The 24,145-nt window shown below is 69.4% G+C and carries 26 protein-coding genes and 1 pseudogene; 13 read left to right on the top strand and 14 right to left on the bottom strand.

What is annotated here, in order from left to right:
* Positions 1-80: 80 nt before the first annotated feature.
* Positions 81-1,124: an AraC family transcriptional regulator gene (locus ACWCQ1_RS32030; protein WP_451027950.1), complete on the top strand. Its 1,044-nt coding sequence runs from the start codon at positions 81-83 to the stop codon at positions 1,122-1,124.
* A 124-nt stretch (positions 1,125-1,248) separates the two neighbouring features.
* Here the strand turns inward: ACWCQ1_RS32030 and ACWCQ1_RS32025 are convergent, their stop codons facing one another.
* Both ACWCQ1_RS32025 and ACWCQ1_RS32020 read right to left on the bottom strand, forming a co-directional pair.
* On the bottom strand, positions 1,249-1,689 hold the full coding sequence (locus ACWCQ1_RS32025) for a DUF6069 family protein (RefSeq protein WP_133047766.1): 441 nt from the start codon (positions 1,687-1,689) through the stop codon (positions 1,249-1,251).
* A gap of 60 nt (positions 1,690-1,749) precedes the next feature.
* Positions 1,750-2,358: an NAD(P)-dependent oxidoreductase gene (locus ACWCQ1_RS32020; protein WP_451027949.1), complete on the bottom strand. Its 609-nt coding sequence runs from the start codon at positions 2,356-2,358 to the stop codon at positions 1,750-1,752.
* Between the two features lie 146 nt (positions 2,359-2,504).
* Between ACWCQ1_RS32020 and ACWCQ1_RS32015 the strand changes: the two genes are divergently transcribed.
* Positions 2,505-3,017: a MarR family winged helix-turn-helix transcriptional regulator gene (locus ACWCQ1_RS32015; RefSeq protein WP_451027948.1), complete on the top strand. Its 513-nt coding sequence runs from the start codon at positions 2,505-2,507 to the stop codon at positions 3,015-3,017.
* A gap of 120 nt (positions 3,018-3,137) precedes the next feature.
* Entirely contained in the window at positions 3,138-3,989 is an 852-nt protein-coding gene (locus ACWCQ1_RS32010; RefSeq protein ID WP_358604687.1) for a fructosamine kinase family protein, read from the top strand.
* A gap of 75 nt (positions 3,990-4,064) precedes the next feature.
* On the opposite strand, the gene ACWCQ1_RS32005 is transcribed toward ACWCQ1_RS32010, so the two are convergent.
* Positions 4,065-4,970: a fumarylacetoacetate hydrolase family protein gene (locus ACWCQ1_RS32005; protein ID WP_451027947.1), complete on the bottom strand. Its 906-nt coding sequence runs from the start codon at positions 4,968-4,970 to the stop codon at positions 4,065-4,067.
* Between the two features lie 79 nt (positions 4,971-5,049).
* On the opposite strand from ACWCQ1_RS32005, the gene ACWCQ1_RS32000 reads away from it, so the two are divergent.
* Positions 5,050-5,745 carry a FadR/GntR family transcriptional regulator gene (locus ACWCQ1_RS32000; RefSeq protein WP_358604693.1) on the top strand — a complete coding sequence of 232 codons (696 nt, stop codon included), beginning with the start codon at positions 5,050-5,052 and terminating at the stop codon, positions 5,743-5,745.
* A 23-nt stretch (positions 5,746-5,768) separates the two neighbouring features.
* Entirely contained in the window at positions 5,769-7,013 is a 1,245-nt protein-coding gene (locus ACWCQ1_RS31995; RefSeq protein ID WP_451027946.1) for a DUF3500 domain-containing protein, read from the top strand.
* A 15-nt stretch (positions 7,014-7,028) separates the two neighbouring features.
* On the opposite strand, the gene ACWCQ1_RS31990 is transcribed toward ACWCQ1_RS31995, so the two are convergent.
* Positions 7,029-7,676, bottom strand: a complete 648-nt coding sequence (locus ACWCQ1_RS31990) for an NAD(P)-dependent oxidoreductase (RefSeq protein WP_358604697.1) — start codon at positions 7,674-7,676, stop codon at positions 7,029-7,031.
* A 137-nt stretch (positions 7,677-7,813) separates the two neighbouring features.
* On the opposite strand from ACWCQ1_RS31990, the gene ACWCQ1_RS31985 reads away from it, so the two are divergent.
* Positions 7,814-8,251: an Rrf2 family transcriptional regulator gene (locus ACWCQ1_RS31985; RefSeq protein WP_358604699.1), complete on the top strand. Its 438-nt coding sequence runs from the start codon at positions 7,814-7,816 to the stop codon at positions 8,249-8,251.
* Between the two features lie 14 nt (positions 8,252-8,265).
* Here the strand turns inward: ACWCQ1_RS31985 and ACWCQ1_RS31980 are convergent, their stop codons facing one another.
* The 4 genes from ACWCQ1_RS31980 to ACWCQ1_RS31965 are packed head-to-tail and all read right to left on the bottom strand — an operon-like array spanning position 8,266 to position 12,163.
* Positions 8,266-9,099, bottom strand: a complete 834-nt coding sequence (locus tag ACWCQ1_RS31980) for an SDR family oxidoreductase (protein WP_451027945.1) — start codon at positions 9,097-9,099, stop codon at positions 8,266-8,268.
* Positions 9,100-9,135: 36 nt separating this feature from the next.
* On the bottom strand, positions 9,136-9,951 hold the full coding sequence (locus ACWCQ1_RS31975) for an enoyl-CoA hydratase-related protein (RefSeq protein ID WP_358604704.1): 816 nt from the start codon (positions 9,949-9,951) through the stop codon (positions 9,136-9,138).
* The gene (locus tag ACWCQ1_RS31970) at positions 9,948-10,850 is read right to left on the bottom strand and encodes a fumarylacetoacetate hydrolase family protein (protein ID WP_358604707.1); all 903 of its coding nucleotides are present in this window, start codon (positions 10,848-10,850) and stop codon (positions 9,948-9,950) included. Before ACWCQ1_RS31970 ends, ACWCQ1_RS31975 begins: the two co-directional genes overlap by 4 nt.
* Positions 10,851-10,867: 17 nt before the next feature.
* Positions 10,868-12,163 carry a CaiB/BaiF CoA transferase family protein gene (locus ACWCQ1_RS31965; protein ID WP_451027944.1) on the bottom strand — a complete coding sequence of 432 codons (1,296 nt, stop codon included), beginning with the start codon at positions 12,161-12,163 and terminating at the stop codon, positions 10,868-10,870.
* 319 nt (positions 12,164-12,482) lie between these two features.
* Here ACWCQ1_RS31965 and ACWCQ1_RS31960 point away from each other — a divergent pair, with 319 nt between their 5' ends.
* The gene (locus ACWCQ1_RS31960) at positions 12,483-13,100 is read left to right on the top strand and encodes a TetR/AcrR family transcriptional regulator (protein WP_358604713.1); all 618 of its coding nucleotides are present in this window, start codon (positions 12,483-12,485) and stop codon (positions 13,098-13,100) included.
* 246 nt (positions 13,101-13,346) lie between these two features.
* Here the strand turns inward: ACWCQ1_RS31960 and ACWCQ1_RS31955 are convergent, their stop codons facing one another.
* Positions 13,347-14,120, bottom strand: coding sequence for an IclR family transcriptional regulator (locus tag ACWCQ1_RS31955; protein ID WP_358604753.1), 774 nt, complete (start codon positions 14,118-14,120; stop codon positions 13,347-13,349).
* 266 nt (positions 14,121-14,386) lie between these two features.
* Positions 14,387-14,674: pseudogene (locus ACWCQ1_RS31950) on the bottom strand (LysR family transcriptional regulator); the annotation flags it as partial.
* 458 nt (positions 14,675-15,132) lie between these two features.
* Between ACWCQ1_RS31950 and ACWCQ1_RS31945 the strand changes: the two are divergent.
* From ACWCQ1_RS31945 to ACWCQ1_RS31930, 4 genes are all read left to right on the top strand, one after another.
* The gene (locus tag ACWCQ1_RS31945) at positions 15,133-15,747 is read left to right on the top strand and encodes a DUF1326 domain-containing protein (protein ID WP_358604716.1); all 615 of its coding nucleotides are present in this window, start codon (positions 15,133-15,135) and stop codon (positions 15,745-15,747) included.
* The gene (locus ACWCQ1_RS31940; RefSeq protein WP_451027943.1) at positions 15,744-16,502 is read left to right on the top strand and encodes a DUF2182 domain-containing protein; all 759 of its coding nucleotides are present in this window, start codon (positions 15,744-15,746) and stop codon (positions 16,500-16,502) included. The genes ACWCQ1_RS31945 and ACWCQ1_RS31940 overlap by 4 nt, the downstream gene beginning before the upstream one ends.
* Positions 16,503-16,876: 374 nt before the next feature.
* Positions 16,877-17,581 (top strand): alpha/beta fold hydrolase, encoded by a 705-nt coding sequence (locus ACWCQ1_RS31935; protein ID WP_451027942.1) that lies wholly within the window; start codon positions 16,877-16,879, stop codon positions 17,579-17,581.
* Positions 17,578-18,081 carry a hypothetical protein gene (locus ACWCQ1_RS31930; protein ID WP_451027941.1) on the top strand — a complete coding sequence of 168 codons (504 nt, stop codon included), beginning with the start codon at positions 17,578-17,580 and terminating at the stop codon, positions 18,079-18,081. Before ACWCQ1_RS31935 ends, ACWCQ1_RS31930 begins: the two co-directional genes overlap by 4 nt.
* A gap of 201 nt (positions 18,082-18,282) precedes the next feature.
* On the opposite strand, the gene ACWCQ1_RS31925 is transcribed toward ACWCQ1_RS31930, so the two are convergent.
* The 3 genes from ACWCQ1_RS31925 to ACWCQ1_RS31915 form a co-directional block, all read right to left on the bottom strand.
* Positions 18,283-19,059 (bottom strand): maleylpyruvate isomerase family mycothiol-dependent enzyme, encoded by a 777-nt coding sequence (locus tag ACWCQ1_RS31925; RefSeq protein ID WP_451027940.1) that lies wholly within the window; start codon positions 19,057-19,059, stop codon positions 18,283-18,285.
* 665 nt (positions 19,060-19,724) lie between these two features.
* Positions 19,725-19,955, bottom strand: a complete 231-nt coding sequence (locus ACWCQ1_RS31920) for a tautomerase family protein (protein WP_133047777.1) — start codon at positions 19,953-19,955, stop codon at positions 19,725-19,727.
* A gap of 296 nt (positions 19,956-20,251) precedes the next feature.
* Entirely contained in the window at positions 20,252-21,016 is a 765-nt protein-coding gene (locus tag ACWCQ1_RS31915; RefSeq protein ID WP_451027939.1) for an SDR family oxidoreductase, read from the bottom strand.
* 179 nt (positions 21,017-21,195) lie between these two features.
* Here ACWCQ1_RS31915 and ACWCQ1_RS31910 point away from each other — a divergent pair, with 179 nt between their 5' ends.
* Positions 21,196-22,101: a helix-turn-helix transcriptional regulator gene (locus tag ACWCQ1_RS31910; RefSeq protein ID WP_451027938.1), complete on the top strand. Its 906-nt coding sequence runs from the start codon at positions 21,196-21,198 to the stop codon at positions 22,099-22,101.
* 329 nt (positions 22,102-22,430) lie between these two features.
* On the opposite strand, the gene ACWCQ1_RS31905 is transcribed toward ACWCQ1_RS31910, so the two are convergent.
* Positions 22,431-22,907 (bottom strand): MarR family winged helix-turn-helix transcriptional regulator, encoded by a 477-nt coding sequence (locus tag ACWCQ1_RS31905; protein WP_451027937.1) that lies wholly within the window; start codon positions 22,905-22,907, stop codon positions 22,431-22,433.
* A 172-nt stretch (positions 22,908-23,079) separates the two neighbouring features.
* Here ACWCQ1_RS31905 and ACWCQ1_RS31900 point away from each other — a divergent pair, with 172 nt between their 5' ends.
* Positions 23,080-23,904, top strand: a complete 825-nt coding sequence (locus ACWCQ1_RS31900; RefSeq protein ID WP_358604738.1) for an alpha/beta hydrolase — start codon at positions 23,080-23,082, stop codon at positions 23,902-23,904.
* Positions 23,905-24,145 lie beyond the last annotated feature (241 nt).

The raw sequence follows: 24,145 nt of genomic DNA, 5'->3' as shown, positions 1-24,145 counted from the left end.
CGATATCCGCGGAGCGCGACCGGCAGCCGAATCACGCGGCGCGATACGGCCGGCCGGTGACACGGCGTAGGAGGGGCACCGTGGATCACCCCTTGTTGCGGGGGCTGGGCGGGGAGGACAATGGCGGCATGGGCCGCGCACCTTTGGCGAGCCACGTGCTGTGCCGTGATTCAGGCTTCGACGACTTCCGCGAACGCCTCAACGAGCTGTTCTACCCGGCGGACGTCATCCCGCTCTCGGGCGCCGACGGCCCCGGCGGCGAGCTGCGTGGCGCGCGCACCGAGCACATCACCCTCGGCCTGATGACCTACGGCCAGCGCACACGGGTCGATCCCGGGCGTACGCCCTCGCACTACCACGTCAACGTCGTGCTGCGAGGTGCCATCGAAGCGACAACGGGACGCCAGGAGTTGGTAGCCACCGCCGGCGACGCCATGGTCTTCCCGCCGACACGTCAGCACAGGCTGATGAGTTGCGGTGACGGTGCGCGCCATCTGGGGATCAAGATCGACCGGAGACTCGTCGAGGCCGAACTCCAGGCCCTCCTTGGCCGCCCCCTCCAGGCTCCGTTGGACTTCGCGTTCGGCTTCGACCTCACCTCCGCGCCCGGCCGCAGCTGGCGCAACACGTTGGACCTGCTGCTGACCGAGTCCGACAGCACTGACGGGCTCATAGGGCAGCCCGCAGTCCAGCACCACTTGGAACGCCTCCTCGTCAGCGGCCTGTTGCTGGCCCAGACGCACAACTACACGGACGAGCTGCTGCGTCCCCGGCCTCCGGCCTACCCACGGACCGTACGAAAGGCTGTCGACCTCGTCGACGCCCACCCCGAAACACCCTTCACTCTCGGGCAGCTGGCCCAGGCGGCAGGCGTGAGCGCCCGCCGCCTCCAGGAAGGCTTCAGGGAGCACCTCGGCGTGACGCCGATGACGTATCTGCGCAACGTCCGTTTGGACCGTGTCCACACCGACCTCCTCACGGGCGCCACCGGAGTCACCGAGGCGGCCGGGCGGTGGGGCTTCACCCACCTCAGCCGTTTCTCCGCCGCCTACCGCAGTCGCTTCGGCGTAGCGCCCTCCGAGACCCTGGCCGGGGCCACCGGCCAGGACCGGGGCGAGAGGTGAGGGGCCGATCGGGGATGGGCCCGCGCACCGTTGTCGAGACACGGCGCACGGGCCACGGTCGTACGGTGTCTGCTGGCTGCCGTACGACCGAGTGAGAGCTTGCGCCCTTTCGGGGCGCAAGGGGTTAGTCCTGCGCGGCAGGAAGCGGAAGAAGTCGGTGGAACGCCGGGACGGCGACGGCGGCGACCACGACGTGCATGACCATCAAGGCGACGACGGCACCCCAACTGGTGCCGGCCCGGCTGCCGGAGACACCGACCATGATGTCCGGGATCAGACTGAGAAGCACGACGACGGGCACGAGGGTGCGCAGCAGACGCGCGGGGCGCGCCGAACGGGCGCGCACGACCGCCCAGGCGGCAGCGCCGATCAGGACACCGAACACGGTGAGGGGCGCGTAGGCGGACAGCTGGAGGGGCTGGAAATCGTGCGAGGCGCCCGCGGCGTGGGCCGTCGCGGCGACGACGGCGTTGAGAGCGACGGCGACGACCGCGGTGCCGATCAGGCCGCCGGTGACGAGGAGGCCGCTGGGGCGGGCCGGACGGGTGGCGAGTTGCTGGCTCAAGGAGTTCTCCAGAAAGGGTATCGAGCGGGGGCAGGGGCTGGGCCGGGGGAGTGGGCCAGGTCAGCCGGCGATGACGACGGAACGGCGTCCGGCAGTGCCGTCGGTGGCGGCGGTGAGCAGCCAGGCGGCGACGTCCGCGCGGCTGATGGTGTCGCCCATGCGCAAGGTGGCTGATTCAGGCAGCAGTTTGACGGCGCCGGTGGCGGGGCCATTGGTCAGGCGGACGGCGTGGACGAGGGTGTAGTCGAGGTCGCTGGCGCGCAGTGCCTCCTCGGCGGCCGCCTTGTCCTTGACCATGGCACCCATGGCTGTGCTGGACATGAGTTTGGCGGGCGCGCTCAGACGCTCGCGCAGCACCGCGAAGGAGGACAACTCGACGAACCGGCTGACGCCGGTGGTGGCGGCGCCGGAGATGACGGCGCGCGTGGCGTCGGTGATGACCGATCCGCCGGTCGCGCCGAGTGTGCTGATCACTGCGGCGACGCCTGTCATGGCCTGCGTGACATCGCCGGCGTCGGTGGCCTGCCCTGCAACGACGTCAAGGCCAGGCCGCGCGTCCAGCTTCTCGGGTGAGCGCACGAGGGTCCGCACGGTGTGGCCTGCGGTCAATGCCTGGTCGACCACGAGACGTCCGGTCGCGCCGGTGGTGCCCAGCACGAGCAGTTTCACAGTGACTCCTGAAGGTTGCGATGCTGCTCGGAACCCCGGGCAGTCACTTCAAGGTTTAAGTCAGAACGTAGCGTCAATGACTTCAAGGTTCAAGTGAAGGCTGGGTGGATTAACTTCAAGCGTGAAGCCTCGGTAGATTGGAGCGCATGACGAACAGCCCTGCTGACGAGGTACCCTGCTGGCTCGACGAGGAGGAGCGTCATGCCTGGCTCGCGCTGGTGGGCGTCATGCGGCGTCTGGAGCAGGCGCTCGACGCGCAGCTGCGCGAGGAAGGGCTGACGCACTTCGAGTACGGGGTGATGGCGGCGCTGTCGGAGTCGCCGGAGCGGGAACTGCGCATGAGTGACCTCGCCGCTTTCGCCGAGGGTTCGCTCTCGCGCCTCTCCCAAGTCGTGACCCGCCTCGAACGCAAGGGATACGCGCACCGCCGGCCGGATCCGGCCGACGGGCGCTACACCCTGGCCACCCTGACCGACGCGGGATACGAGAAGATCGTCAGTGCCGCTCCCGGCCACGTCGCGGAAGTACGCCGACTGGTGTTCGACCCGTTGACCAAGGCGCAGGTCAGACAGCTCGAGAACATTGGCCGGCGCATCGTCCGCGCCATCGATCCCACAGCCTCCCCGACAACGCTGGACCTTCCTTCGAAGCACAGCTGACGACGGGACGCGGCGATCACCCACCGCACGTGCTCTCCGAAGAATGGACCGACCTGGCCTTTTCGTGGCCCGTTCAGGACGGACAGTGCATCCTCTGGACGCCCTGTGGAAACTGGCTTCGTGAACGCGCGTTGGAAGAGCCTGCCGAGCGCGGTCGTCCCGAGCGTGGTCGAGGCAGAGACTCTGTCGGGCGGCGCGGTCAACGACGTCTGGCGTCTGACGCTCGCCGACGGAACGCCGTACGTCCTCAAAGGCGCCCTTGACGCGCCGGCCGACTTGTTCCCGCGGGAGGCGGAGGGGTTGGAAGCGCTCCGTGAGCGGGCGGGGGTGCGGACACCCCGGGTATTCGAGGTGAGCGCGCATCACCTCCTCATGGAGGCGCTGCGGCCACGGCCCGACACCGATGAGTTCTGGGAGGCGGCCGGCCGGGCTTTCGCCGGACTCCATGCGGTGCGCGGAGAGGGGTTCGGCTGGGAGAGCGACGGATGGCTGGGCCTGTTGCGGCAGGAGAACGACCCCACAGAGGACGGGCACGAATTCTTCGCCGAGCGCAGGATCCGCCGCTATCTGCGCGAGCCCAAGGTCCGTGGCGCCCTCGAACCGTCCGACCTGGCGGGACTGGAGCGCATCTGCGAGCGCCTTCCCCACCTCGTCCCCGAGGCCCCGAGCGTGCTCAACCACGGCGACCTGTGGCGCGGCAACGTCGTTGCGAGCGCGGCCGGCGAACCGGTGTTCATCGATCCGGCGGTGTGCTGGATGTGGGCCGAGTCGGACCTGAGCATGGTCTATAGCTGCGATCCTCCGCCGGACCGCTTCTTCCGTGCATACGAGGAGTTCTCCCCGCCGGCCGACGGCTGGCGGGAGCGCATGCCGCTGTTGCACCTGCGTGAACACCTCAGTGTGCTGGCGCACTTCGGGGCGTACGGCGACACTGTGGCGCAGGTCCGGCACGTTGTGCGTACCTTTGCCTGAACCCCGCTGAGCATGCCTATCGCGGGTCCGCCGCCTGCATCCGCATCCAGTTGCGAAACGCCCGTCGCTCTGCGGTCAGCCCGTCCCCTTGTGGCCTGGCAAGGCCCCCGCGCCCTCGTCGGCAACCGCCCTGGAAGAGGGATTCCGGCGGTGCTCCGGGCCTACGATCGTGTTGCGCAGGGTCCCGAGGCGTTCGACCTCGACCTCGACCACATCGCCGGGTCCCAGCAGCCAGGGCGGCGTGCGGGCGTAGCCGACGCCGGAGGGAGTGCCGGTGGCCAGCAGGTCGCCCGGGCGCAGGGTGAGGGTGCGGGAGATGTGGGACAGCGTCTCGCCCACGCGGTGGACCATCTGGTCGGTGGAGGCGTCCTGCACAGTTCGGCCGTTGACCCGTGTCCGCAAGCGCAGTCCGTCCCGCAGGTCACCCACCTCGGCGGCAGGCACCATGGGGCCCAGTGGGCCGGAGCGGTCGGCATTCTTCCCGAGGATCCACTGCGAGGTGAGTTTCTGCGCCCGCCGCGCGGTGACGTCGTTGAACGTCGAGTAGCCGACCACCGCGTCGAGGGCCTCGACGGGATCGGCGTCCACCAGTGTGCGGCCCACCCAGGCCACGACCTCGCCCTCCCAGTCCAGGCCGTCCTCGGTGGCGGGTACGGGGATCTCGGCCCCGCCGACCGTCAGCGACCGCGTCCACCGCGCGAACAGCGTGGGGTACTCGGGCAGTTCCTGGTCCTTGAAGGACCCTTCGGCGACGTGGTCGAGGTAGTTCAGCCCCACGCAGAGCATCTGCGCGTCCGGCAGCACCGGCGGTACCAGGTTCGCCTGACCGATGGGCAGGGTCTCGCCGTCGGGGCGGGCCAGGCAGCCTTCGGCATCGGCCCAGAACTCCTGCAGCCCGGCCACCAGGGTGAGCCTCTTGCCGTCGGGCGACAGATCGGCCACCCGCACCTCGTCGCCGTACGCCACTCCCACGATCTGCATCCGCACTCCCCGGCTCGAAAGGAGACGGCACAGTCGCCGCACCCTTCTAAAGGTTATAACCTTATGATCTAATGACGCCATGGCAATCGAGAAACGCGCCCTGCTGGCCGGGCTGAGCGCTCCCGGGGGCACGCGGGCCGAGCAACTCGCCGCCGCACTTGAAGGCCGGATCCGTGAACTGAGTCCCGGTTCCGTCATCGGCACCATCGAGGAGATCCGGCGGGAGTCCGGGCTGGCGCGTGCCACGGTCAGCGAGGCCATCCGGCTCCTGCGTGACAGGGGGGTGCTGGAGATCCGGCCCGGTCGCGGCGGCGGCCTGTTCGTCGCTGACCAGAGCCCGGTGGTCCGGTTGCGGCACACACTGCTCAGCGTCGCGGGGGAGCCGGGCACGGTCGCGGACGCCATCGAGTTGCGCGACCGTCTCGAGGAGCTCATCGCGGTCGGTGCCGCCCGGTGCGCCGGTGAGGCCGACATCCCGCCACTGCGGTCCTGTCTGGACGACATGGCCGCCGCGCCGGACTGGGACGCCTTCCTGCGTGCCAACTGGGCGCTGCACGAACGCATCGCACAGCTGTGCCCGAACACGATGGCCCGCGCGGTCTACGTCGGCACGCTCGGGCACTTGACGTCCTCCACCGCTCGTACTGCCGACGGGGACACCGACGCCTACCGGGCCAGGCGGCTGCGGATCCACATCGAACTGGTGGATGCCATCGCCTCCGGGGACGAGGACGCGGTTCGAGCGGCCGTCGTGCGCCACAACCACACCGACTGAACGCACAGCACGCAGGAGTCGTGATGCCATCAGGCGAGTACCGCAAGTACCTCTTCCCGTCGGACTCGCCGCGCCTGTCCTCGATCAGGGGCCTTGACGCCTACCAATACCGCGAGGCGGCCAAGGCTGACCCGTTCACCGGTGGGCTGATCCGCGGCTGGAAGCCCCTGCAGTTCGCCGAGTTCCGCGGGGTGACCGAGGACGGCACACTGCGACCCCAGGTGCACGCCTGGGAGCCCGTCCGCAAGGGTGAGGAGGCACCCGTCGGCGACATGGTCGCCGCCGCGCGGGACCTGCTGACGGCACTGGACGACGACGGCCGCGCCAAGCTGCTCCACCCGGTGGACGCTGTGGAGTGGCAGACCTGGGCCAACCCGGAGTTCCTGCAGATCGACACCGGCATCCGCCTGGAGTTCCAGCCCCCCGAGGTCCGGAAGAAGGCCCTCGCCCTGGTCGAGGCGTCACTCAGCCCCGAGGGCTTCCGCCTGGTGCACGACATGATGCTGATCAACGGCTTCCTCGGCGAGGTCGTGGGCCTGGAGACCATCCTCAACGAGTTCAGCTACAACGTCGCGCTCTACGGCGACCCCGACCCCACCGCTCCGTGGGGCTGGCAGCTGTTCGGACACCACTGCGCCGTCAACTGCCTCGTCGTCGAGGGCCGCATGGTCGTCAGCCCCGTCTTTCTGGGAGCGGAACCCAACGAGATCGACGACGGCCCCCGCGCCGGCACGCTGGCCCTGACCGACCGGATCCGGCTCGGCACGGACCTGATGGCCGCGCTGCCGCTGAAACAGCGCGCGGCCGCGACCGTGTACGAGCACATGGTCGACCCCGCCATGCCGCCTGACCGCATTCACCCCGGCGACGAACGCCACCTCGCCGGCGCCTTCCAGGACAACCGGACGATCCCTCTTGAGGGCCTCCGGGCCGGAGACATGCCCGAGCAGGCCCGTGAGGTCCTCTTGAGGATCGCCGCATCGTTCGTGTCCCTGCTGCCCACCGGCCCGCGCGCGGGCCGGATGCGCGAGATACGCGACCACCTCGACCAGACCTGGTTCAGCTGGATCGGCGGACACGAGGTCGGCGACGTCTTCTACTACCGGCTCCAGTCACCGGTGCTCATCGCCGAACTCGACCACCACTGCGGCGTCTTCCTCGACTACGGCACCCCGAAGCCGTTCCACATCCACACCGTGCTGCGCACCCCGCACGGAAACGACTACGGCCGCGCATACGTCCGCGCATGGCAGGCCCGGAACACCTGAGACGAACCGTCCGCCTCAGTAACCGACGGTGAACCGTGCCTGGTGGTGGGCCGGCTTGTCTATTTCGTCGACGAAGGCGATGGCGTAGTCGGCGCCGGAGATCGCGGACTTTCCGGCGGCGTCGGAGAGCAGCACATCACCGCCGAGGCGGAAGACACCGGTGCGTTCGCCAGGGGCGTGGGCGCCGTACTCCGCGGAGGGGCTGAGGAAGAACCAGTCCGCCTCGGTGTCGGCGGCCAGCAGCGCATCCAGAGCCTGCGCGAGGTGACCTGCCTCGATCTTGACAGCCGGGGGCAGATCACCCGCCACGTCGATCAGGCGCGGTCCGCCTTCCGCCACGTGCAGACTGCCCGCGCCGCCCACAACGCCGAGCCGAGCGCCACCGTCGGCTGCCGCTTTGAGGAGCGACGGGACGAGCGGGAGCAGGAACGGCTCGCCGTCCACGCTGCCGTGTACCGCGACGGCCAGGACGTCGCTCTTGGCCGCAAGGTCGCGCACCAGCGCCTCGTCCTCGATGGACCCGGCGACCGGGGTGAGACCGGGGCGGACCTCGGCGGAGCCGGTGCGGTTGACCGCGATGACCTCGTGGCCGCGGCGCAGAGCCTCGTCGGTGATGTGGCCGCCGGCGTAGCCGGTGGCGCCGATGACGGTGATGACTGCCATGGGTGATCTCCCTCGGTGAGTGCGTCTGTCACGCACAGCGCCGGCCGAAACGCCGGCCAATTCGAAACTGCGACGCTTACAAATAGAACTGTAACAGCGCTAGATACGATTCGTGCGGTGGGTCGTACCATGAAGTCATGGCACAGCCCACGAACACCCAGTTCGCGGTCGGCGTCCACCTGCTCACCCTGCTGGCGGCCCTGCCCGGTGAATGGCGGGACTCGCAGTCCCTCGCCTTCAGCCCCGCGACCAACGCCGCACACGCGCGGCGCATCCTCGGTCAACTGCGCGCCGCCGGACTGGTCCGTTCCCACCCAGGTCCACGCGGTGGCTGGATGCTCGAGCGCGACGCCGAGGAGATCGACCTGGCCACGGTCTGGATCGCCCTCAACGGCGAGGACCCCGTCCTCGGCATGCACGCGCCGCAGCCTGATTGCGGCGCCGGCAAGCGCGTGCAGGACAGTCTCCTCGCTCTGGACCGACGAGCACGCCGTGCCTTGCTGGCGGAACTTGCCCGCACCACCATCGCCGACGTGCTGCGAGAAGGAAGGGCCACGGCCTTGGACGACGCCTGAGTGAATGGGCCTGGTCATCCCACGTGTGGTGATTCCACGAAAAGGTCGAACTCCGGTTCGTGGCCGCCGCCGTACCCGGTGAGATCCGTGAGTCCGGCCGCGGTCAGGACGTTGGCGTCGATGAGGGTTTGGCCGCTCTGTTCGTGGGGCGCGCGGTGGAGCACGGCGAGGGCCGCGTCCGCCATGATCTCGGGGTTTCGTGACCGGGAAGCGCTCTCGCTGCCCAGGACGTTGGAGACAGCGGCGGTTGCGATCATGGTCTGCGGCCAGAGGCAGTTCGCGGCGATGCCGTGCTCCGCGAACTCGGTGGCCCAGCCGAGGGTGAGCAGTGTCATGCCGTACTTGGACAGCGTGTAGCCAGGGTGGGCGCCGAGCCAGCGCGGGGCGAGGTTGAGCGGTGGCGACAGGGTCAGGATGTGGGCGTGGTCGGACTGCTTGAGGTAGGGCAGGCAGGTTCGGGTCAGCAGGAACGTGCCCCTGCTGTTGATCGACTGCATGAGGTCGAAGCGCTTGAGAGGGAGTTCGTCGGTGCCGCGCACATCGAGGGCGCTGGCGTTGTTGACGCAGATGTCGACTCCGCCGAACCGGTCGACCGCGGTGGCGACCGCTCGCTCGACGTCGGCCTCCTCGCGGACGTCGCCGACCACCGCGACGGCGGATCCGCCGGCGGCCTCGATCGTGGCGACCGCTGTGTGCACGGTCCCGGGCAGCCTCGGGTCCGGTGTGTCGGTCTTGGCCAGGAACACCGCGTTGGCACCCTCACGGGCCGCGGCGGTGAGGATGGCGAGCCCGATGCCACGGCTGCCGCCGGACATCACGATGGTCCGGCCCTTCAATGACGTCCCCATGCCGGGGTGCTCCCGTCGTCGATCGTGCGGTGGGATTCAGCGGCCGGTGAAGCGCGCGGGCCGCTTCTCGAGGAAGGCGAGGGCGCCTTCGCGGAGGTCGTTTGAGGTACGGCAGCGGACGATGGCCTCTGCGGCCAGGTCCCTCGCGGCACTGGCCGCCGTTTCGTCGCCTTCGCTCAGGCGCCGGACGGCCCGCACGGATGCCTTGGCGGCGCGGACCGACAGGGGTGCGTTCGCGGCGATGGTGGCGGCGAGTTCGTCGACGACCCTGCCCAGTTCGTCGGGTTCGACGACCCGGTCGACCAGTCCCATGGCATGGGCCTCGGCAGCCGGGAGCCGACGTCCGGTGAACAGCAGGTCGCTCGCGGCTGCCGGTCCCACCGTCTGGACGAGTGCGGCGGTCTGCGCCAAGGGGTAACCGACGCCCAGGCGGGCGGCGGGGATGGCCAGGACACTCCGGCTGTCCGCGTAGCGGAGGTCAGCGCCCAGTGCGAGGGCCATGCCCGCACCCAGGCAGTAGCCGTGGATGCGGGCGATGACGGGTACCGGGAGCGCCGACAGTTGGGTGAACAGCGTCGTGGCCGCGTCGTCGGCCGCCTGCCGTGCGGCCTCGTCCTGCCGGTCCGGGAACTCGCTGATGTCGGCACCGGAGACGAAGGCCCGTTCGCCGGCACCGCGGAGGACGACCACACGTACCTCCGGGTCCTCCTCCAAGGCTCGCAGCGCGGTGGCGAGTTCGGCCATCATCGCCACGGACAGGGCGTTGTGCCGGGTGGGATTGCTGATCTCCACGGTGCCGACCGCGTCCCGGACCTCGGTGCGGACACATGGTGAGGCGGTCACCGCGGTCATGCTGTCTTCTCCGCAACGAAGTGGTTGCGCAGCGCGCCGATCCCCTCGATCCGCACTTCGAACTCCGACCCCTCGCGCAGGAGCACCTTCGGCTCGCGCACGAATCCCACCCCCGCCGGAGTACCGGTGAGGATCAGGTCACCCGGCTCCAGGGTCATCACGGTGGTGATGTAGGCCAGCAACTCCGGTACACCGAAGAGGAGTCGGGAGGTGCGGTCGTCCTGCAGCACCTCCCCGTCGAGCGTGCCGGTGACGGCGAGGTCGGGCCGGACGCCGCCGAGTCGGGCGGCGGGCACGACGACCGGCCCGAGGGGGGTGAGAGCGTCCCATGCCTTTCCGGCGACCCGCTGCGTCGTGTGGAACTGGAAGTCGCGGACGGAGACGTCGTTGGCCGCGGTGTACCCGAAGACGATGCTCTCCGCGTCCTCGGCCGCGACCCGGCGTGCACGGGTACCGATGACCACGGCGAGTTCGCTTTCGTAGTCGATCTGGTCCGATTCCGGTGGCAGTGCCACGTCGGCGAAGGGAGCCGTCAGCGAGGTGTGCCACTTGGGAAAGAGATCGGGGTGAGCGGGGCCTGTGTCGCGTCCGCCCTCGTGGACGTGCGCGAGGTAGTTCTGGCCGATGCAGATGACCTTGCCCGGACGTCCGACCGGGCTCAGCAGCAGGTGGTCCGGCGCATCGATCACGGCGCCTGCCTCGATGGCGGCCAGGTCACCCCCGGCCGCCTCCAACAGCGCGGGCAGGTCGTCGAAGACGTCTTTGTCCACCAGGGCCAGGCGGGCCTTGACCGCCCCGTCCCGCCGCAGCGCGACCACGGGGCCGCTGCCGTGCAGGACCCGGGCAAGGCCGAGACCGTCCGTCCAGGCCACCGGTGAGGTATGTGCCGCAGTGATCATGAAAGGGCCCTCCTGGTTCATTTCCGAGCCTTGGCACCGAGGGGGGCGCGGGCGGCCGCTCCCGTCTTCGCGTGGGCGGCGCCGGTCGCGGCGTCGCCGGCATCGTGCACACCGACGACACCGTCCTCGACCAGCGCGGCGATCTGCTCGTCGCCGTATCCCAGCTCAGCGAGGACCGCGGCCGAGTCCGCGCCCAGTTCGGGCGCGCGACCACGGGCGCGTGGCGCCCCGTCGGCGACGATGGGAGTGTTCACGATCGTCGGCTCCGCGAAGCGCTCCTCGTCGTGCACGAACAGGCCGCGTACGGCGAACTGCTCGTCGGCGAGGATGTCGCCGATGCCGTTGACCGGGCCGCAGGGGACCCCGGCCGCCCGCAGCGCGTCCATCCAGTGATCCCGGGGCGCGGTAGCGAAGCGTTCCTGGATGATCTCCGCTAGGGGCGCACGATGCAGGAAGCGTTCGTACTCCGTGGCGAAGCGCGGATCGTCGCGCAGATCCAGCTCCAGGACGGCGCACAGCGCCTCCCACGCCCGGTCGACCGCGCCGAGAACGAGGGTGGCGCCGTCCTGGCAGGTGAACGCCTCATATGGGGCGGCCAGTCGGTGTGCCGTGCCCAGCGGCGCCGGTTCCACCCCGGTTGCCACGTAGTCGGCGATCTCCCACAGCGACCAGGCGGCCACCGAGTCCGCCAGCGCGACGTCGACGTACGCGCCGCCGCCACCGGCGCGTGCGCGCAGCAGGGCGGCCAGCACCCCGATAGCGCCCCACATGCCGGTGCCCACGTCGGACACGGGGAACCCCGCCTTGGCCAGTTGGCCGTCGACCGACCCGGTCACGGACATCAGCCCGCTGTAGGCCTGTGCGATCAGGTCGATGCCCTTCGCGTCGCGCATCGGCCCGAACTGTCCGAAGCCGGAGATCGAGCAGTAGACCAGGTCGGGGCACTGCGGCCGGAGGTCCTCGTAGCCCAGGCCGAGCCGCGCCATCGCGCCGGCGCGGAAGATCTCCACCAGGACGTCGCTGCGCCGCGCAAGGGACCGCACGATCTCGGCTCCTGCGGGTGACTTCATGTCGATCGCGAGGCTCTGCTTGTCGCGGTGGGTCAGGTCGAAGGGGATCGCTCTGCGCTCCGGGCCCATGCGGCGGGAGCGCATGCGGTCACCCGTGACCGGTTCGATCTTGAGGACGTCCGCGCCGAGGTCGGAAAGGATGGTCGTGCAGTAAGGGCCGGCCAGGGCTCCGGTCACGTCGAGGACGCGTACGCCTTGGAGGAAGGCCGCGCCGGGCTCGGCGGTCTCCGATGTCGCTGTCATGAGGCCCTTCCTTCCTTCCTCCTTGGTCCGCATTGTGGACCATTGGACCGTTATAAGGACCTGTGCAAACTTAGGCCGGACATTCCAGGAGCGTCAAGCGCGGTGGCGGTGGTGGGCCCCGCTTGGGACCGTGAGCCCCGGGAGTGGTCGGTCCCTCCTGCTTGACGCTCTGGAGCGTCGGTCCTAACCTTGCTCGAGGTTCTTATTGCGGTTCACCGATCCACGATACGGACCGGGCGGGAATAAAGGGGTGGGGCCATCCCGATGCCGGCTGGTTTGTTCTGTAGGTATCCGAGTCGTTCCTACCGGAGGCCCTCGTATGTGGGACCAGCCGATCCGCCGCAAACGACTGACGGCCGGGCGGTGGGCCGAACTGCTCACCACCGCTCTCGACATCATGCGCGAAGTCGGCTACGAGGCGTTGACCATGGAGGCAGTGGCGGTCCGAGCCCGCTGCAGCAAGGCCACCCTGTACCGGCTGTGGCACGGCAAGCCGCAGATGATCGTGGCGGCGCTGCATGCCACGCGTCCAGTGGACATAGGCTCCATCGACACCGGCACGTTGCGCGGTGACCTCCTGGCCCTGTGCGGCCAACTGGTGGCAGACGTCCAGCGGGACACGGAGTTGTTGGCGGCGCTCGCCCATGCCGTGCTCATCGACCCGGAACTGGCATCGGCCATGCGCACGTCGCTCGTGGAACCCGAGTCCGCCGCATTGGACGGATTCGTGGAACGCGCCGTCCAACGCGGCGAACTGACGGCCCGGCCGACGGCCGCTGAATTCCTGCCCCAGCTGGTGTTCGTCGCGCTGATGGCCCGGCCCCTGACCGAGGGGGCCTTCCTCGACATGGACTACGTAACGCGCTACATCGACCTGGCCGTCATGCCCGCACTGCTGAACGACCGGCCTGTTGCTCCTCCGGCTGTCGGGTCATGAGTCATGTCCCGAACTCCTTCCGGCGCACTCCGCTGTGACGCGTCAGCCTCCTCGCCGGCTACTCGTTGCCGCGGGGCACGGTGAGATCACCTGACTTGACTACGCCCGCCCCGGGGCGATGCGAAGGACACGGTCGCTGCCCGTAGACGGTCGGCGAGTTAACCGCAAGGCGCGGCGAGGGGCAACGTTGCCTGTGATCCATCCTCAGGACCGCCAAACGCCACCCGGCGACATGCCGGGCGTTGGTCAGCGGCGTGCGAGTTCCGCGGAGATCCTTTTCGTCGCCTCCATCACCAGCTGTCCGTAGGGTTCGTGCAGGTCGTCGGTGAGTCGGTAGCTGGGCAGGGAGATCGACAGGGCGGCCACGGGTCGGCCCTCGCGGTCGTTGATGGCGGAGCCGATGGCGGAGACGTCCGGTCGCCACCGGCCCGGATTGATGGCGAAGCCTCGTTGTGCGACGGTCTCGAGTTCGGCGAGCAGGTCGGTGCGGGCGAGGCGTGTGCCGGTGGCCAGGTCGACGACGGGCGGGATGCGGGCGAGGAGTTCCGGCACGGGGAGGCGGGAGAGATAGGCCCAGCCCGATGCGGTGAGGACCATGGGGGCCCGTTCGCCGACCTGTGCGACCGTTTGGACGGGGCGACTCGACGGTACCTTGTCGATCAGGATCAGTGAGTCGCCGTCGGGGACGGACAGGTGGATGTTCTCGTCGGTTTGCCGGCCGAGTTCTTCGAGCATGGGGCGGGCTCGTTCCCGAACGTCGTCCTGGGTCATGACCCTTGCTCCGACGGCGAGTGCCCGGGCGGTGAGGATCCAGCGCTGTTCTCCGGGTGCTCCCTGGGGGGCCAGCCAGCCGGCCTCGCCGAGGGTGCGCAGGATCCGGTGGACGGTCGCCTTGGGGATGCCCAGCATCCTGGCGAGGGCGCTGATGCCGACGGGCTGGTTCTGGGCCACGGCCTCGAGGACGTCGAGGGATCGCAGGACCGACTGCATGCCCTGCCGCGTGTCCGGCGACTCGCTCACGCTCTCTCCTTCGGTGGTGGACACCGTAAATCCTAGTGAGGGCGCCGTGCGCGGTGCTTCTGCGGCACCTGACCCCACGGTTCGCTTGATGGATCGCTTGACCGTATCGTGAGCAACTTTCTGCCGGGATCCGTGAGGGTCGATCGAATGCGGCCACGTACGCCCGCCTCCTGGTCCCCGGCTGCCCACGATCAGCCGCTGCCCGGCCTTCCCCCACCTGACGGACCGTCTGCCGCCCAAGGGGCCGCCGGGCACCAGCACATGCGCGCCACCACCACGCCCGGATGCCGTTCGGCGAAGGAACGGATCAGCGTGGTGAGCGGCTCCACGGCCTGGGACGGCATCGACGCCACATCCAGCCGCCCCTCCCGCAAGTCATGCACCGACGCCACGCTCGCCCGGGTGACCTCGGCTCCGCACGGCCGCACGGGCGGGGCCGATCAGTGCCGGCCCGCCTCCGTCAGCACCGCTCGGCGCCCAATCCTGTGGAACAGCTCCGTCCCCAGATCCCGCTCCAGCGCACGCACCGTCTGCGACAGGGACGGCTGCGAGACGTCACGTCGGCGAAGTGAGTCACTTCGTCCTTGTGAGATGAGTGGCTCGTGGGTGTCAGCGCCGGGATGGTCTGCCCGCGCTCGAGCCACCGGGGCAGCCGGGAGGGTGACTGTCCCAACGCCGGGGCGGGGCGTCGGGGATGTCGTCCCTCATGGCGGCCGTGCGCTCGTCGTAGCGAACCAAAGCCTCGTCCAGGCTCAGGCCGGCGGCTGCCGCCCGCCAAGTCCTGATGTCGACGACGCGGGAAGGACGTATTCATCGTGCCCGTCGATCGCGAGCACGAGTCCGAGGCCGCGGGTGCCCTTGCTCCCGGTGCCAGGATGGTCAGCCGCGCAGGCAGCGGATCTGCCGCCGCGGTTGCTGAAGATTAGCCTGGAGAAGAGCGGCACCGGGACGGACGGATTCTTCCGATGCATCTTCTTACCGAGGGGGACGTAAAAGAGGGAGGCGAAGAGCCATGCCCTGGAATCTGAACGGTACGTATTTCGAGAGCTGCAACTGCGACGTGGTGTGCCCCTGTACCACCTCGGGCCTCACCGCACCGGCCGACCACGAGCGCTGCCAAGTGACCCTCGCGTTCCATGTGGACAGCGGGAACGTGGACGGCGTGGACGTCTCCGACCGCAGCGTCGCCGTCTTCATCGACGCGCCCCGGGTCATGGCCGAGGGCGGCTGGCAGGTGGCGCTGTATCTCGACGGTGGCGCCGACGACGGCCAGGCGGATGCGCTGGGCAAGGTCTTCTCCGGCCAGGCCGGCGGCCCGATGGCGGCGCTCACCCCCCTCATCGGCGAGGTCCTCGGCGTGGAGCGGGTTCCCATCGACTACCGCGATGACGGCCGTCACCACTCCGCGCGAGTGGGCGACGCCATCGACATCGAGATCGTGGACCAGGTTGCCCCGCAGTTCGGCGAGGACGGTCCGGTCATGAGCCTGACCGGCATGTTCCACCCGGTGAACAGCACGCTGACCATCGCCCGTTCCACCCGGGCGACGGGCGACGGTGTGTACGGCCGGACCTGGGACTTCTCCGGCGGCAACGGACACGCGGCGCCCTTCACGTGGTCGGCGTGACTGATCGGCCTGTCACCGTCCGGCGCGGGGTGGGCCCCGCCGGATTGCTGCTGGTCGTGGCGGCTGCCGCCTGGGTCTGGGTGGTGACGCGCTGGGGCGGCATGGAGGCGATGCCGGGCACCATGGGCCTGGGCCTACCCGCCTTCCTTGCCGTGTGGACGCTGATGATGGCTGCGATGATGCTGCCCGCCACCACGCCCGTCGCCGCGCTGTACGCACGCACCATCGTCGTGCACCGCGCCCCGCGCATGGTCGTTTTCACCGTCGCCTACCTGCTTGTCTGGGCGGCGGCCGGGCTGCCCGCGTACGGGCTGGCTGTCGGTCTGGAACGGGCGGTGAGCCTTCCCGCCACTGCGGGCACCGCAGTGGCCGCGGCCGTGTTCGCGGTCAACGGCGTCTACCAGCTCACGCCCCTCAAAGACCGCTGCCTGGCGAGGTGTCGCTCACCGATCGGGCTGATGTTGCGCTACACCTCGTACCCGGGGCCCTCGCGCGACCTGCGCGCAGGAGCCCACCATGGGGCCTTCTGCCTGGGCTGTTGCTGGTCGCTCATGGTGCTGCTGGCGGTATTCGGCGTGATGAACCTGTGGGCCATGGTGGCCCTGACCGCCGTGATCACCACCGAGAAGCTCGCTCCGGCCGGCCACTTCGTGGCCCGTGCTGTGGGGGTCGCCTCGATCGCTCTGGCCGTCGCCGTCTTCTGGGTTCCAGCGCTGGCTCCGGGACTCACAGGTAGCGGTACGACCGGGATGTGAGGACGGAGGCCGTATCCCCGCCGAGGAGGAACACGCCGGGCGGGCAGATGACGTGGGCTGATTGCTGTTCACCCTTGGCCGCGCCATCCAGAGCCTACGGGGCGGTCGCGTCGGCCGCACTGCATTGGACCGCGTCCCCTGCATCACTCGCGCCCTGTCGGTTCCCGGCCCCTGCCCGCCAGCGCAACTGTTCGGTGGGCAGTCGTCGTGCACCCCTGAGTGCGCCCCGCCGATCGGAGGAGCGGCGCCCACCCGATCAGTCACTCTCCGTGCGCCACGCCATCGTGCTCCCTGTCAGGTCCGCGAGACGCGGAGATGCTGACACCCCCTGGGGAACAACCGTTCCTCGGGTCGAACAGGCATCGGAGGCGACCATGCAGCCACTGACTCCCGTTGACCACAAGGTCAAGCACAAATCGACCATCCCGGCGAACGTCGACGTAGAGATCGAGCTCTTCGTACGGGAATACAAGAAGGCCACCGGGCCCGCCGGCACCCCCAAGCCGGTCCTCATGCTCCACGGCAGGAGCGTTCCGGCCCTTCCCGGCTTCGACCTCGTGCTCCCTCCCAAGGGAGGTTCCCCGAACCCGGACACCAGCTACAGCTGGGCGCAGTTCCTGGCGGGCAAGGGCTACGACGTCTACATCATGGACCTCCAGGGCTCCGGGCTCTCCCCCCGCCCGAAGATGGACGAACCGTGCAACGCCAACCCCGCCCAGCGGGGACTCCTGGAGACCAATCCCGGCACCGGGACGTGCTCCCCGACGGCGCCCTACCCGCACCAACTGGGCAACTCCCAGAGCGAATGGGACGAACTGGCCACCGTCGTCAAGTTCATCAGGGAGCGGTGCGACAACGAGAAGGTCTCCTTCATCGGCTGGTCCGCGGCCTCGTTCGTCATGGGCCGTACGCGCTGCAGCATCCCGGGGACGTGGCGAGCATGTTCCTCCTCGCGCCCATCTTCCCTCCGGCCGGCCGTTGGTCGACGCACACCGAGGCACCCTTCGCTCCACCTCCAGGCACGGGCCTGCCGACTCAGCCTGAGTCCAAGCCGGCCGCGGTCTTCGGTTTCCCGATGAACCTGACCAGCAAGGCCAGCCTGCAGGCCACCATCAGCGACAAGGAGCTGGCCGGACACGTGTGGCGGTCCATCATGGACTGCGACAGCGTCGGCCAGAAGTGGGGCGGTACCACAGCCGGGGCGCCGGAAGGCGTCATGCGGTGGCGTAACTCCTACTGGTGGGGCTGGAACTCGAGCACCGTGCCGTACGGCTCCACGCTCGGCACCGCTGTGCCGGTGTGCATCGTCTACGGAGACCAGGACAAGACGGCCAATACGGCTGTGGAGTTGGGGGCCGTGCTGCACTTCTCCGTTCCGGACCTGTACCAGGCGATTCCCGGCGCCGACAAGCTGATGATCCGGGTCGAGGGCTGGGACCACCAGCCGGTCTGGGAACGCCGGCCCAACCAGATGCTGCAGCAGATGTCCTGGAAGTGGCTCGACGACAAGAAGGTGTACGGCGTCGAGAGCGGAAGCTGGGTCATGGACGCGGACGGCGTGGTGACGGAAGTGGAGTAAAGCTCCGGACGGCGGGCGGGGCGAGCAGGGACCCGGCGGGGGAGTGAGGGGTACGTCGTCGGTCCACTGGGGGTGTCCGTTGCCAACTCGTGCAGAGAGTGCGGTCGCGAGGGAGTCCATGTCCGGCGTCACAACCTGACGGTGGACTCTCTCATCTCATGTGCGAGACCAACCCTTGGAATCGGTCATCCGGTGAAACCCCTAGTCCTCAGGTTCCCAGGCGCGGAGCAGGTCAAGCAGCTGCGGGTCCCCTTCGAGTTGCAGGGAGTCCGCCGAGATGCGGTCGTACAGGTAGAGGACCAGGTCACTGGCCGTGCCGCGAACGGAGACGCCTGCCGCGTCGGGGACCTCGGCGGCAGCGGGCAGCCGGGTGGTCCGCGCACCGTCACCGTCGGCCGTCAGGCGCCAGGAGGGACCCTCGGTGGCGTGGAAGTCGAAGGCGGTGGGCTTGTGCGGCCAGGCGCTCGTCGTGTAGCAGGTGATGAACAGGGTCTCCTCGACACCGTCGAGCGCCACCTCCACCGGCAGTGGGACCGGCTCGCCCACGGTGAGTTGGGCGTCGTAGGTATGCACCGCGATCTCCTGCACCTGGTGGCGGGCGACGCCACCGGCGGTGTGCGGCGTCTGCGTGTTGCCCCAGCCGGTGAAGCAGCCCTGGTCCGGACCGGCCTGCCGCAGGGCCGCCAGCAACAGCTCGGTCGAGGCGGTCAGCCAGGCCAGTACGGCCTCGCGCTCCTGCGGCGCGACCGCGTTACCCTGGGCCGGGGTCCTGGACGTGGCGTCCGGCCCGGCGGCGACCGTGGCGGCCCAGCGGCGGCGGCCCTCGCCGATGTGCTGCACCAGGTCGGACAGCGTCCACCCGGGGCAGGTCGGCACAGGCAGGTCGAGGCTGGGCGCGGCGGCGATCGCGGCGCGGAAGGCGGTTGCACGGTCGTCGACCAGCCGCAGTAGATCGGGGAACTCCAGTGTCTTGTGCACGGCGGTAGTTCTATCAGCTTGATCCTTTTGGCCGACAGCGGTTTTCCCAGCCGGTACGGCGGGGAGCCCTGACCCAGGCGACAGCTCCACGATCCACTCGATCGCTCCGGACGCCTCGGTCTCGTCCAAGATCGCGACGGACAGCCGCCCCCCAGGTGTCTTCCACGGCGTTGACGGGCGCGTTCCGTGGGCGCCTCTGCACATACGGCCACCCGAGTGCCTGACGGCCAACGGAAGAGCCCCCGTACGAGGTCACCGTCGTCGTCGGAAGCGGGGATCCCGGCGATCTCTCTGATCTGGTCGGTGAACCAGTCCAGGACCGACATGACAGCTTTCGGTTCACGGCGTGGCAGCGGGGCGCCGCCGGAGCGCCAGGGTGACTGTATCCGGCCAAGAACGGCGTGGCCTCCTGGTCATGGCCATCGAGGAGGAGCCCCGGCGGTGCCCGGCAGGAGGGAGCGGTGAACATCGACTCTCCCTCCTGCCGGGAGCGTCAGCACGCGCCCGGAGCCGCCATCGGCAACCTTCCGCCTGGCAGGGACAAGCGGCTCGACTTGGGGCTGACCGCGGACGTGCCCCGTCCCCGTACCCCGGTGACACTGCCGGCCGCTCGGGTACGGAGACACATCAGGGCCTCGCCGGTCCCAGCGGCCCGGCCGGTGCGGTCAGGCTCCGCTGGTGTCGGTCGGTGTCGCCTCGCCGAGCATGGCGAGGGTCAGCACGTTGCCGGAGATGCCCCAGCCGCCGTCGGCGACCTCTTCGACCAGAACCATGGTGTTGTTGCGGGCGCGCTCGCCGTAGATCTCGACATACAGCTCGGTGGTGCGGCTGACGATCTCCTCCTTCTGCTTCGGGGTGAGGGTCTTCTCGGGGACCTTGAAGTTCGCGAAAGGCATGGTGGGTTGTTCCTTCTCTCAGCTGGGTGTTGCAGGGAGCTGCCTGCGATGAGCAGGCTGTCCAGTCCGATGCCGGCGGAAGAAGTCCGCGCGGAGGCGGTCGGCCACCGCGGAGACGACTTCGCTGCCGTCCGTCTCGGCTGGGGTCTATGAGGGTGCGCAGAGGCCGAGTGCCGTGCTTCGTCGCGACCAGTCGCTACGACGGCTTCAGCGACCTCGGAGACGTCGCGCCGAAGGGATGAGCACAGCGAGGCGCTTGCCTGAATCGCCCATAGAGATGGGTGGTTGAGGGAGGCTCAGATGATTCCGCCGTTGGCACGGACGATTTGCCCGTTGATCCAGTGGCCGGCGGGGGAGGCCAGGAACGCGACGACCTCGGCGATGTCGGCCGGGGTGCCGAGCCGTTCCAGCGGGGGCTGGGCGGCCAGGCGGGCGATGGTCTCCTCGTCCTTGCCGTCCAGGAACATGTCCGTGGCCGTGGGGCCGGGTGCCACGACGTTCGCGGTGACGTCCCGTCCCCGCAGTTCCCGGGCCAGGATCGGCGTCAGCGCCTCGATCGCGCCCTTGCTGGCGGAGTACGCGCCGTAGGTCGGGAACGCCAGCCCCACCACGGATGTGGAGAACATCACGATCGCGCCGCCGGGACGCACCCGACGGGCGGCCTGCTGAGCGACGACGAAGGTGCCGCGAACGTTGGTGCGATGAAGGTCGTCCAGGACGGCCAGGTCCAGCTCGGCGATCGGCGCCATCTGGGCCCGCCCGGCCGCGTGCACGACGACGTCGACACCGCCGAACTCCGCTTCGGCCAGGTCGAACAGGGCCGCGACGGCGTGTTCGTCGGCGACGTCGGCGCGCACCGCGATCGCCTGGGCGCCGCCCTCGACGGCCTCCTTCACGGCGGCTTCGGCCTGCTCGTGGTTGCCGGCATGGCCGACCACGACCGTGTACCCGTCGGCGGCCAGCCGGCCGACGGTCTGGCGGCCGATGCCACGCGAGCCGCCGGTGACGATCGCGACACGGGGTGGGGTGGCGGTCCGGTCCAGGGACGTGCGGGTGGGCATGGCTGGCTCCTGTGATCGATGCGAGGGGGTGCTGGAGGCGAGGGGGGCGGCGAGGTGCTTGCCGTCGCCCCTGCTGCGTCCTCCACGATCGCCCCCTTCCCCACCCCCAGCCAGGGTTGCGTCTACCCAGGGGTTGCCACCCCCTGGCTACGGTCCTGCGCGTCCACGACCATGGAGGGGTGAACCTTCCCGAACTCGGTGCTTTCCTCAGGACCCGCCGCGACCGCATCCGGCCCGCCGACGTCGGTCTTACCCACGGCCCGCGCCGGCGCGTCTCCGGGCTGCGCCGCGAGGAAGTCGCCCAGCTCGCAGGGCTGTCGGCCGACTACTACACCGAGTTGGAACGCGGCGGCGGCAAGAATGGCGTGCAGCCCTCGGCGCAGACCCTGGCCGCCCTCGCCAGAGCCCTGCGTCTGAACGGAGACGAGCGCGACCACCTGTTCCTCCTCGCCGAACGGCCGATCCCCCGGTCGACGCACGGACCATCGGCCCATGTACAGCCCGCGCTCTTGGGCCTGCTGGACCGCCTTTCCAGCACACCGGCACGCGTCATCACCGACCTGCACGAGACCCTGGTGGAAAACGACCTGGCCCGGAACCTGCTCGGCGGGTCCCCGGCCCACCGCGGCCCGACGGCGAGCTTCGTCTACCGCTGGTTCACCGACCCGCGGACACGAGAGATCCACCCGCCGGAGGATCACCCGCACCACTCCCGGGTGTTCGTGACCGACCTGCGGGCGGCAGCCGCCCGGCGCGGCCGGGACGCGGAGGTCGCGAAGATGATCGGCGTCCTTCGCCGCCGCAGCCAGGAGTTCGCGGCGCTCTGGGACACCTACGACGTCGCGGTGCGCCGTATGGACCGCAAGAAGATCATCCACCCCCTGCTCGGCGTCATCGAACTCGACTGCTACAACCTCCTCAGTGAGGACGGACGGCAACGCCTGCTGTGGTTCACCGCCCCGCCCGGAAGCCGCGGAGCCGAACAGCTGGAACTGCTGTCCGTCGTAGGGACCCAGGAGCTGAGCGTCACGGAAGGCGCGGCGCCGGAGGGGGTGCCGGCGGCGGAATCCGGCTCACAGCACTGAGCCGCGCCGCGGAAACGGCAGAGCGTCTTCTCCGTTCGGCGAGAACGGCGAGACAAGCGGGCAGAACAGTGCTGGTTTTGCCGCGGGGGCAAGGTGGGTGCCCGGTCAGTCGGCCGCCGCGCCCGTCCACCGTACCAACCCCTCTGCGCGCGGCCGGAACGAGGCCGTTCGGGCGGGGTGTGGCTGACGCTGCAAGCACGTGTGTGTCCATGTCCGCCAGCGCCCGGTCTCCAGGGCGCGTATGGAGTTGTGATCGATCTGCGGGATTCGCCTCGCAGCAAAGGCTGATCACATGGCCAGCGGGCGATCGCGCGGGATGCACCTGCCGGTCAGCCTGTGGGCAGGCCGATCTGATGGCGCTCGAGCACGGAGCGGAGCTCCGAAAGGACCTGTATGGCGGCCAGTCCTGAGGGGCCACCGAGGGCGCCTGCGGTCAGCTCGGCCAGCGTTTCAGTGAAGGTCGCCTCCGCCGCCTCGACGAGTTGCAGGCCGTCATCGGTCAGGTCCAGTAGTGATGAGCGACGATCCGATGGATTGGTTCGCCGTATGACCCATGCCTGCTTCTCTAGACGGTCGATGCCCTTGCTGGTCGCACCGATCCCGATGGCGAACTCAGCGGCAAGGTCCGCGACCCGGGACCCAGGGTGGTCGCGCAGGAAGCGCAGGGATTCGAACTGCGAGGTGACGATCCCGTGCCGCTTGCGAAGACGGTCGTTCAGCGCGTTGTAGAGGCGCGTCTCACAGCGAACGAGGTCGGCGAAGAAGCCCGGGAGGTCGACCCGGCCACCGCTTGACTTAGATGCCATGGCATATATCTTAGCACCCATACAGATGCCTGGGCATATAGTTCCTTGGCATGCACTCGTGATGGAGGCGACAGTGAGCAGGCAACAGCGCGCGGAGATCGACGCGATGGTCCGGCAGCCCGGGCCTGAGGGCCCTCGGTCGGTGGACGAGCTCCGCGCCGGGTTCAGGGCGATGATGGCCGAGATGATCGTCCCGGCCGGGATCCGCACTCAGGCTGCGACGCTGGGCGACCGGCCCGCGGTGCTCGTCGAGCCGGCCGACACTCCGACGGCCGGGACGATCCTCTACTTTCACGGCGGCTCCTACGTGGTCGGTTCACCGGAGACGGCGATGTCGCTGACCGGGAACCTGGTGACCAAAACAGGATTCAGGGCGTTCTCGCTGGATTACCGGCTTGCCCCTGAACACCCCTTCCCGGCCGCGATCGAGGACGGGTTGAGCGCCTACCGCGCACTTCTCGACAGCGGCGAAGACCCTTCGGCGATCGCGTTCGCCGGGGACTCCGCCGGTGGCGGCCTCACTGTCGCCACCTGCCTAGCCGCTCGTGGCGCGGGCTTGCCCATGCCCGCCGCGATCGTGGCGTTCTCCCCAGGACTCGACATGACCCGGACAGGCGGGAGCATGGACAGCAAGGCGGGCATCGATCCGTTCTTCACGCGTGAGGGCCTGGAACACACCGGGGCCATGTACCTAGCGGGACAGGACCCGGACCAGCCCATGCTCAGCCCCGCCATCCGCGCCGACCTGACCGGCTTCCCCCCGATACTTCTGCAGGCGGGCACCAACGAAGTGCTCCTGGACGACTCCGCACGTATGGCCACGCGGGCGAGGGAAGCCGGAGTGGACGTCATCCTGGACATCACCGCTGACGTTCCACATGTCTTCCAGGCGTTTGCCGGCGTCCTGGACGAAGCCGGCGAGGCACTGGAGCGCGCCGCTCTCTTTCTCCGTCAGCGCATCCGCAGCAAGGGCACGGCACACGCACCAGCAAGCTGACGGCGGCATACACCCTCACGCGGGCGACGGCCCACACCCCGGGCCTCTGTCTCACCGTTCCCCTCCCTGTCAGCCAGGGCCCCGCCCCGCACCGAGGGCCGCTCAAGACCCGCCACGACAGTGATCTTTACAAGGAACGGAACACGGTCGAGCGGCTCATCAACAAGCTGAAGGCATGGCGGGGCATCGCCACTCGATACGACAAGTCGCCCGAGAGCTACCTCGCCGGCCGCCATCTCCG

Source organism: Streptomyces sp. NPDC002144, from assembly GCF_053593695.1.
The sequence above is the reverse complement of the archived record's forward strand: the minus strand, read 5'-3'. Positions and strand labels throughout refer to the sequence as shown.

What these genes read in the sequence shown, in the direction of transcription:
- ACWCQ1_RS31965 (WP_451027944.1), bottom strand. Translation starts at nt 12,163, where the DNA reads ATGACAGCGACATCGGAGACCGCCGAGCCCGGCGCGGCCTTCCTCCAA.
- ACWCQ1_RS32000 (WP_358604693.1), top strand. Translation starts at nt 5,050, where the DNA reads ATGGCAATCGAGAAACGCGCCCTGCTGGCCGGGCTGAGCGCTCCCGGG.
- ACWCQ1_RS31995 (WP_451027946.1), top strand. Translation starts at nt 5,769, where the DNA reads ATGCCATCAGGCGAGTACCGCAAGTACCTCTTCCCGTCGGACTCGCCG.
- ACWCQ1_RS31915 (WP_451027939.1), bottom strand. Translation starts at nt 21,016, where the DNA reads ATGCCCACCCGCACGTCCCTGGACCGGACCGCCACCCCACCCCGTGTC.
- ACWCQ1_RS31960 (WP_358604713.1), top strand. Translation starts at nt 12,483, where the DNA reads ATGTGGGACCAGCCGATCCGCCGCAAACGACTGACGGCCGGGCGGTGG.
- ACWCQ1_RS31920 (WP_133047777.1), bottom strand. Translation starts at nt 19,955, where the DNA reads ATGCCTTTCGCGAACTTCAAGGTCCCCGAGAAGACCCTCACCCCGAAG.
- ACWCQ1_RS31985 (WP_358604699.1), top strand. Translation starts at nt 7,814, where the DNA reads ATGGCACAGCCCACGAACACCCAGTTCGCGGTCGGCGTCCACCTGCTC.
- ACWCQ1_RS31900 (WP_358604738.1), top strand. Translation starts at nt 23,080, where the DNA reads ATGATGGCCGAGATGATCGTCCCGGCCGGGATCCGCACTCAGGCTGCG.
- ACWCQ1_RS32005 (WP_451027947.1), bottom strand. Translation starts at nt 4,970, where the DNA reads ATGCAGATCGTGGGAGTGGCGTACGGCGACGAGGTGCGGGTGGCCGAT.
- ACWCQ1_RS31980 (WP_451027945.1), bottom strand. Translation starts at nt 9,099, where the DNA reads ATGGGGACGTCATTGAAGGGCCGGACCATCGTGATGTCCGGCGGCAGC.
- ACWCQ1_RS31975 (WP_358604704.1), bottom strand. Translation starts at nt 9,951, where the DNA reads ATGACCGCGGTGACCGCCTCACCATGTGTCCGCACCGAGGTCCGGGAC.
- ACWCQ1_RS31945 (WP_358604716.1), top strand. Translation starts at nt 15,133, where the DNA reads ATGCCCTGGAATCTGAACGGTACGTATTTCGAGAGCTGCAACTGCGAC.
- ACWCQ1_RS31930 (WP_451027941.1), top strand. Translation starts at nt 17,578, where the DNA reads ATGAACCTGACCAGCAAGGCCAGCCTGCAGGCCACCATCAGCGACAAG.
- ACWCQ1_RS31905 (WP_451027937.1), bottom strand. Translation starts at nt 22,907, where the DNA reads ATGGCATCTAAGTCAAGCGGTGGCCGGGTCGACCTCCCGGGCTTCTTC.
- ACWCQ1_RS31935 (WP_451027942.1), top strand. Translation starts at nt 16,877, where the DNA reads ATGCAGCCACTGACTCCCGTTGACCACAAGGTCAAGCACAAATCGACC.
- ACWCQ1_RS32015 (WP_451027948.1), top strand. Translation starts at nt 2,505, where the DNA reads ATGACGAACAGCCCTGCTGACGAGGTACCCTGCTGGCTCGACGAGGAG.
- ACWCQ1_RS31970 (WP_358604707.1), bottom strand. Translation starts at nt 10,850, where the DNA reads ATGATCACTGCGGCACATACCTCACCGGTGGCCTGGACGGACGGTCTC.
- ACWCQ1_RS31990 (WP_358604697.1), bottom strand. Translation starts at nt 7,676, where the DNA reads ATGGCAGTCATCACCGTCATCGGCGCCACCGGCTACGCCGGCGGCCAC.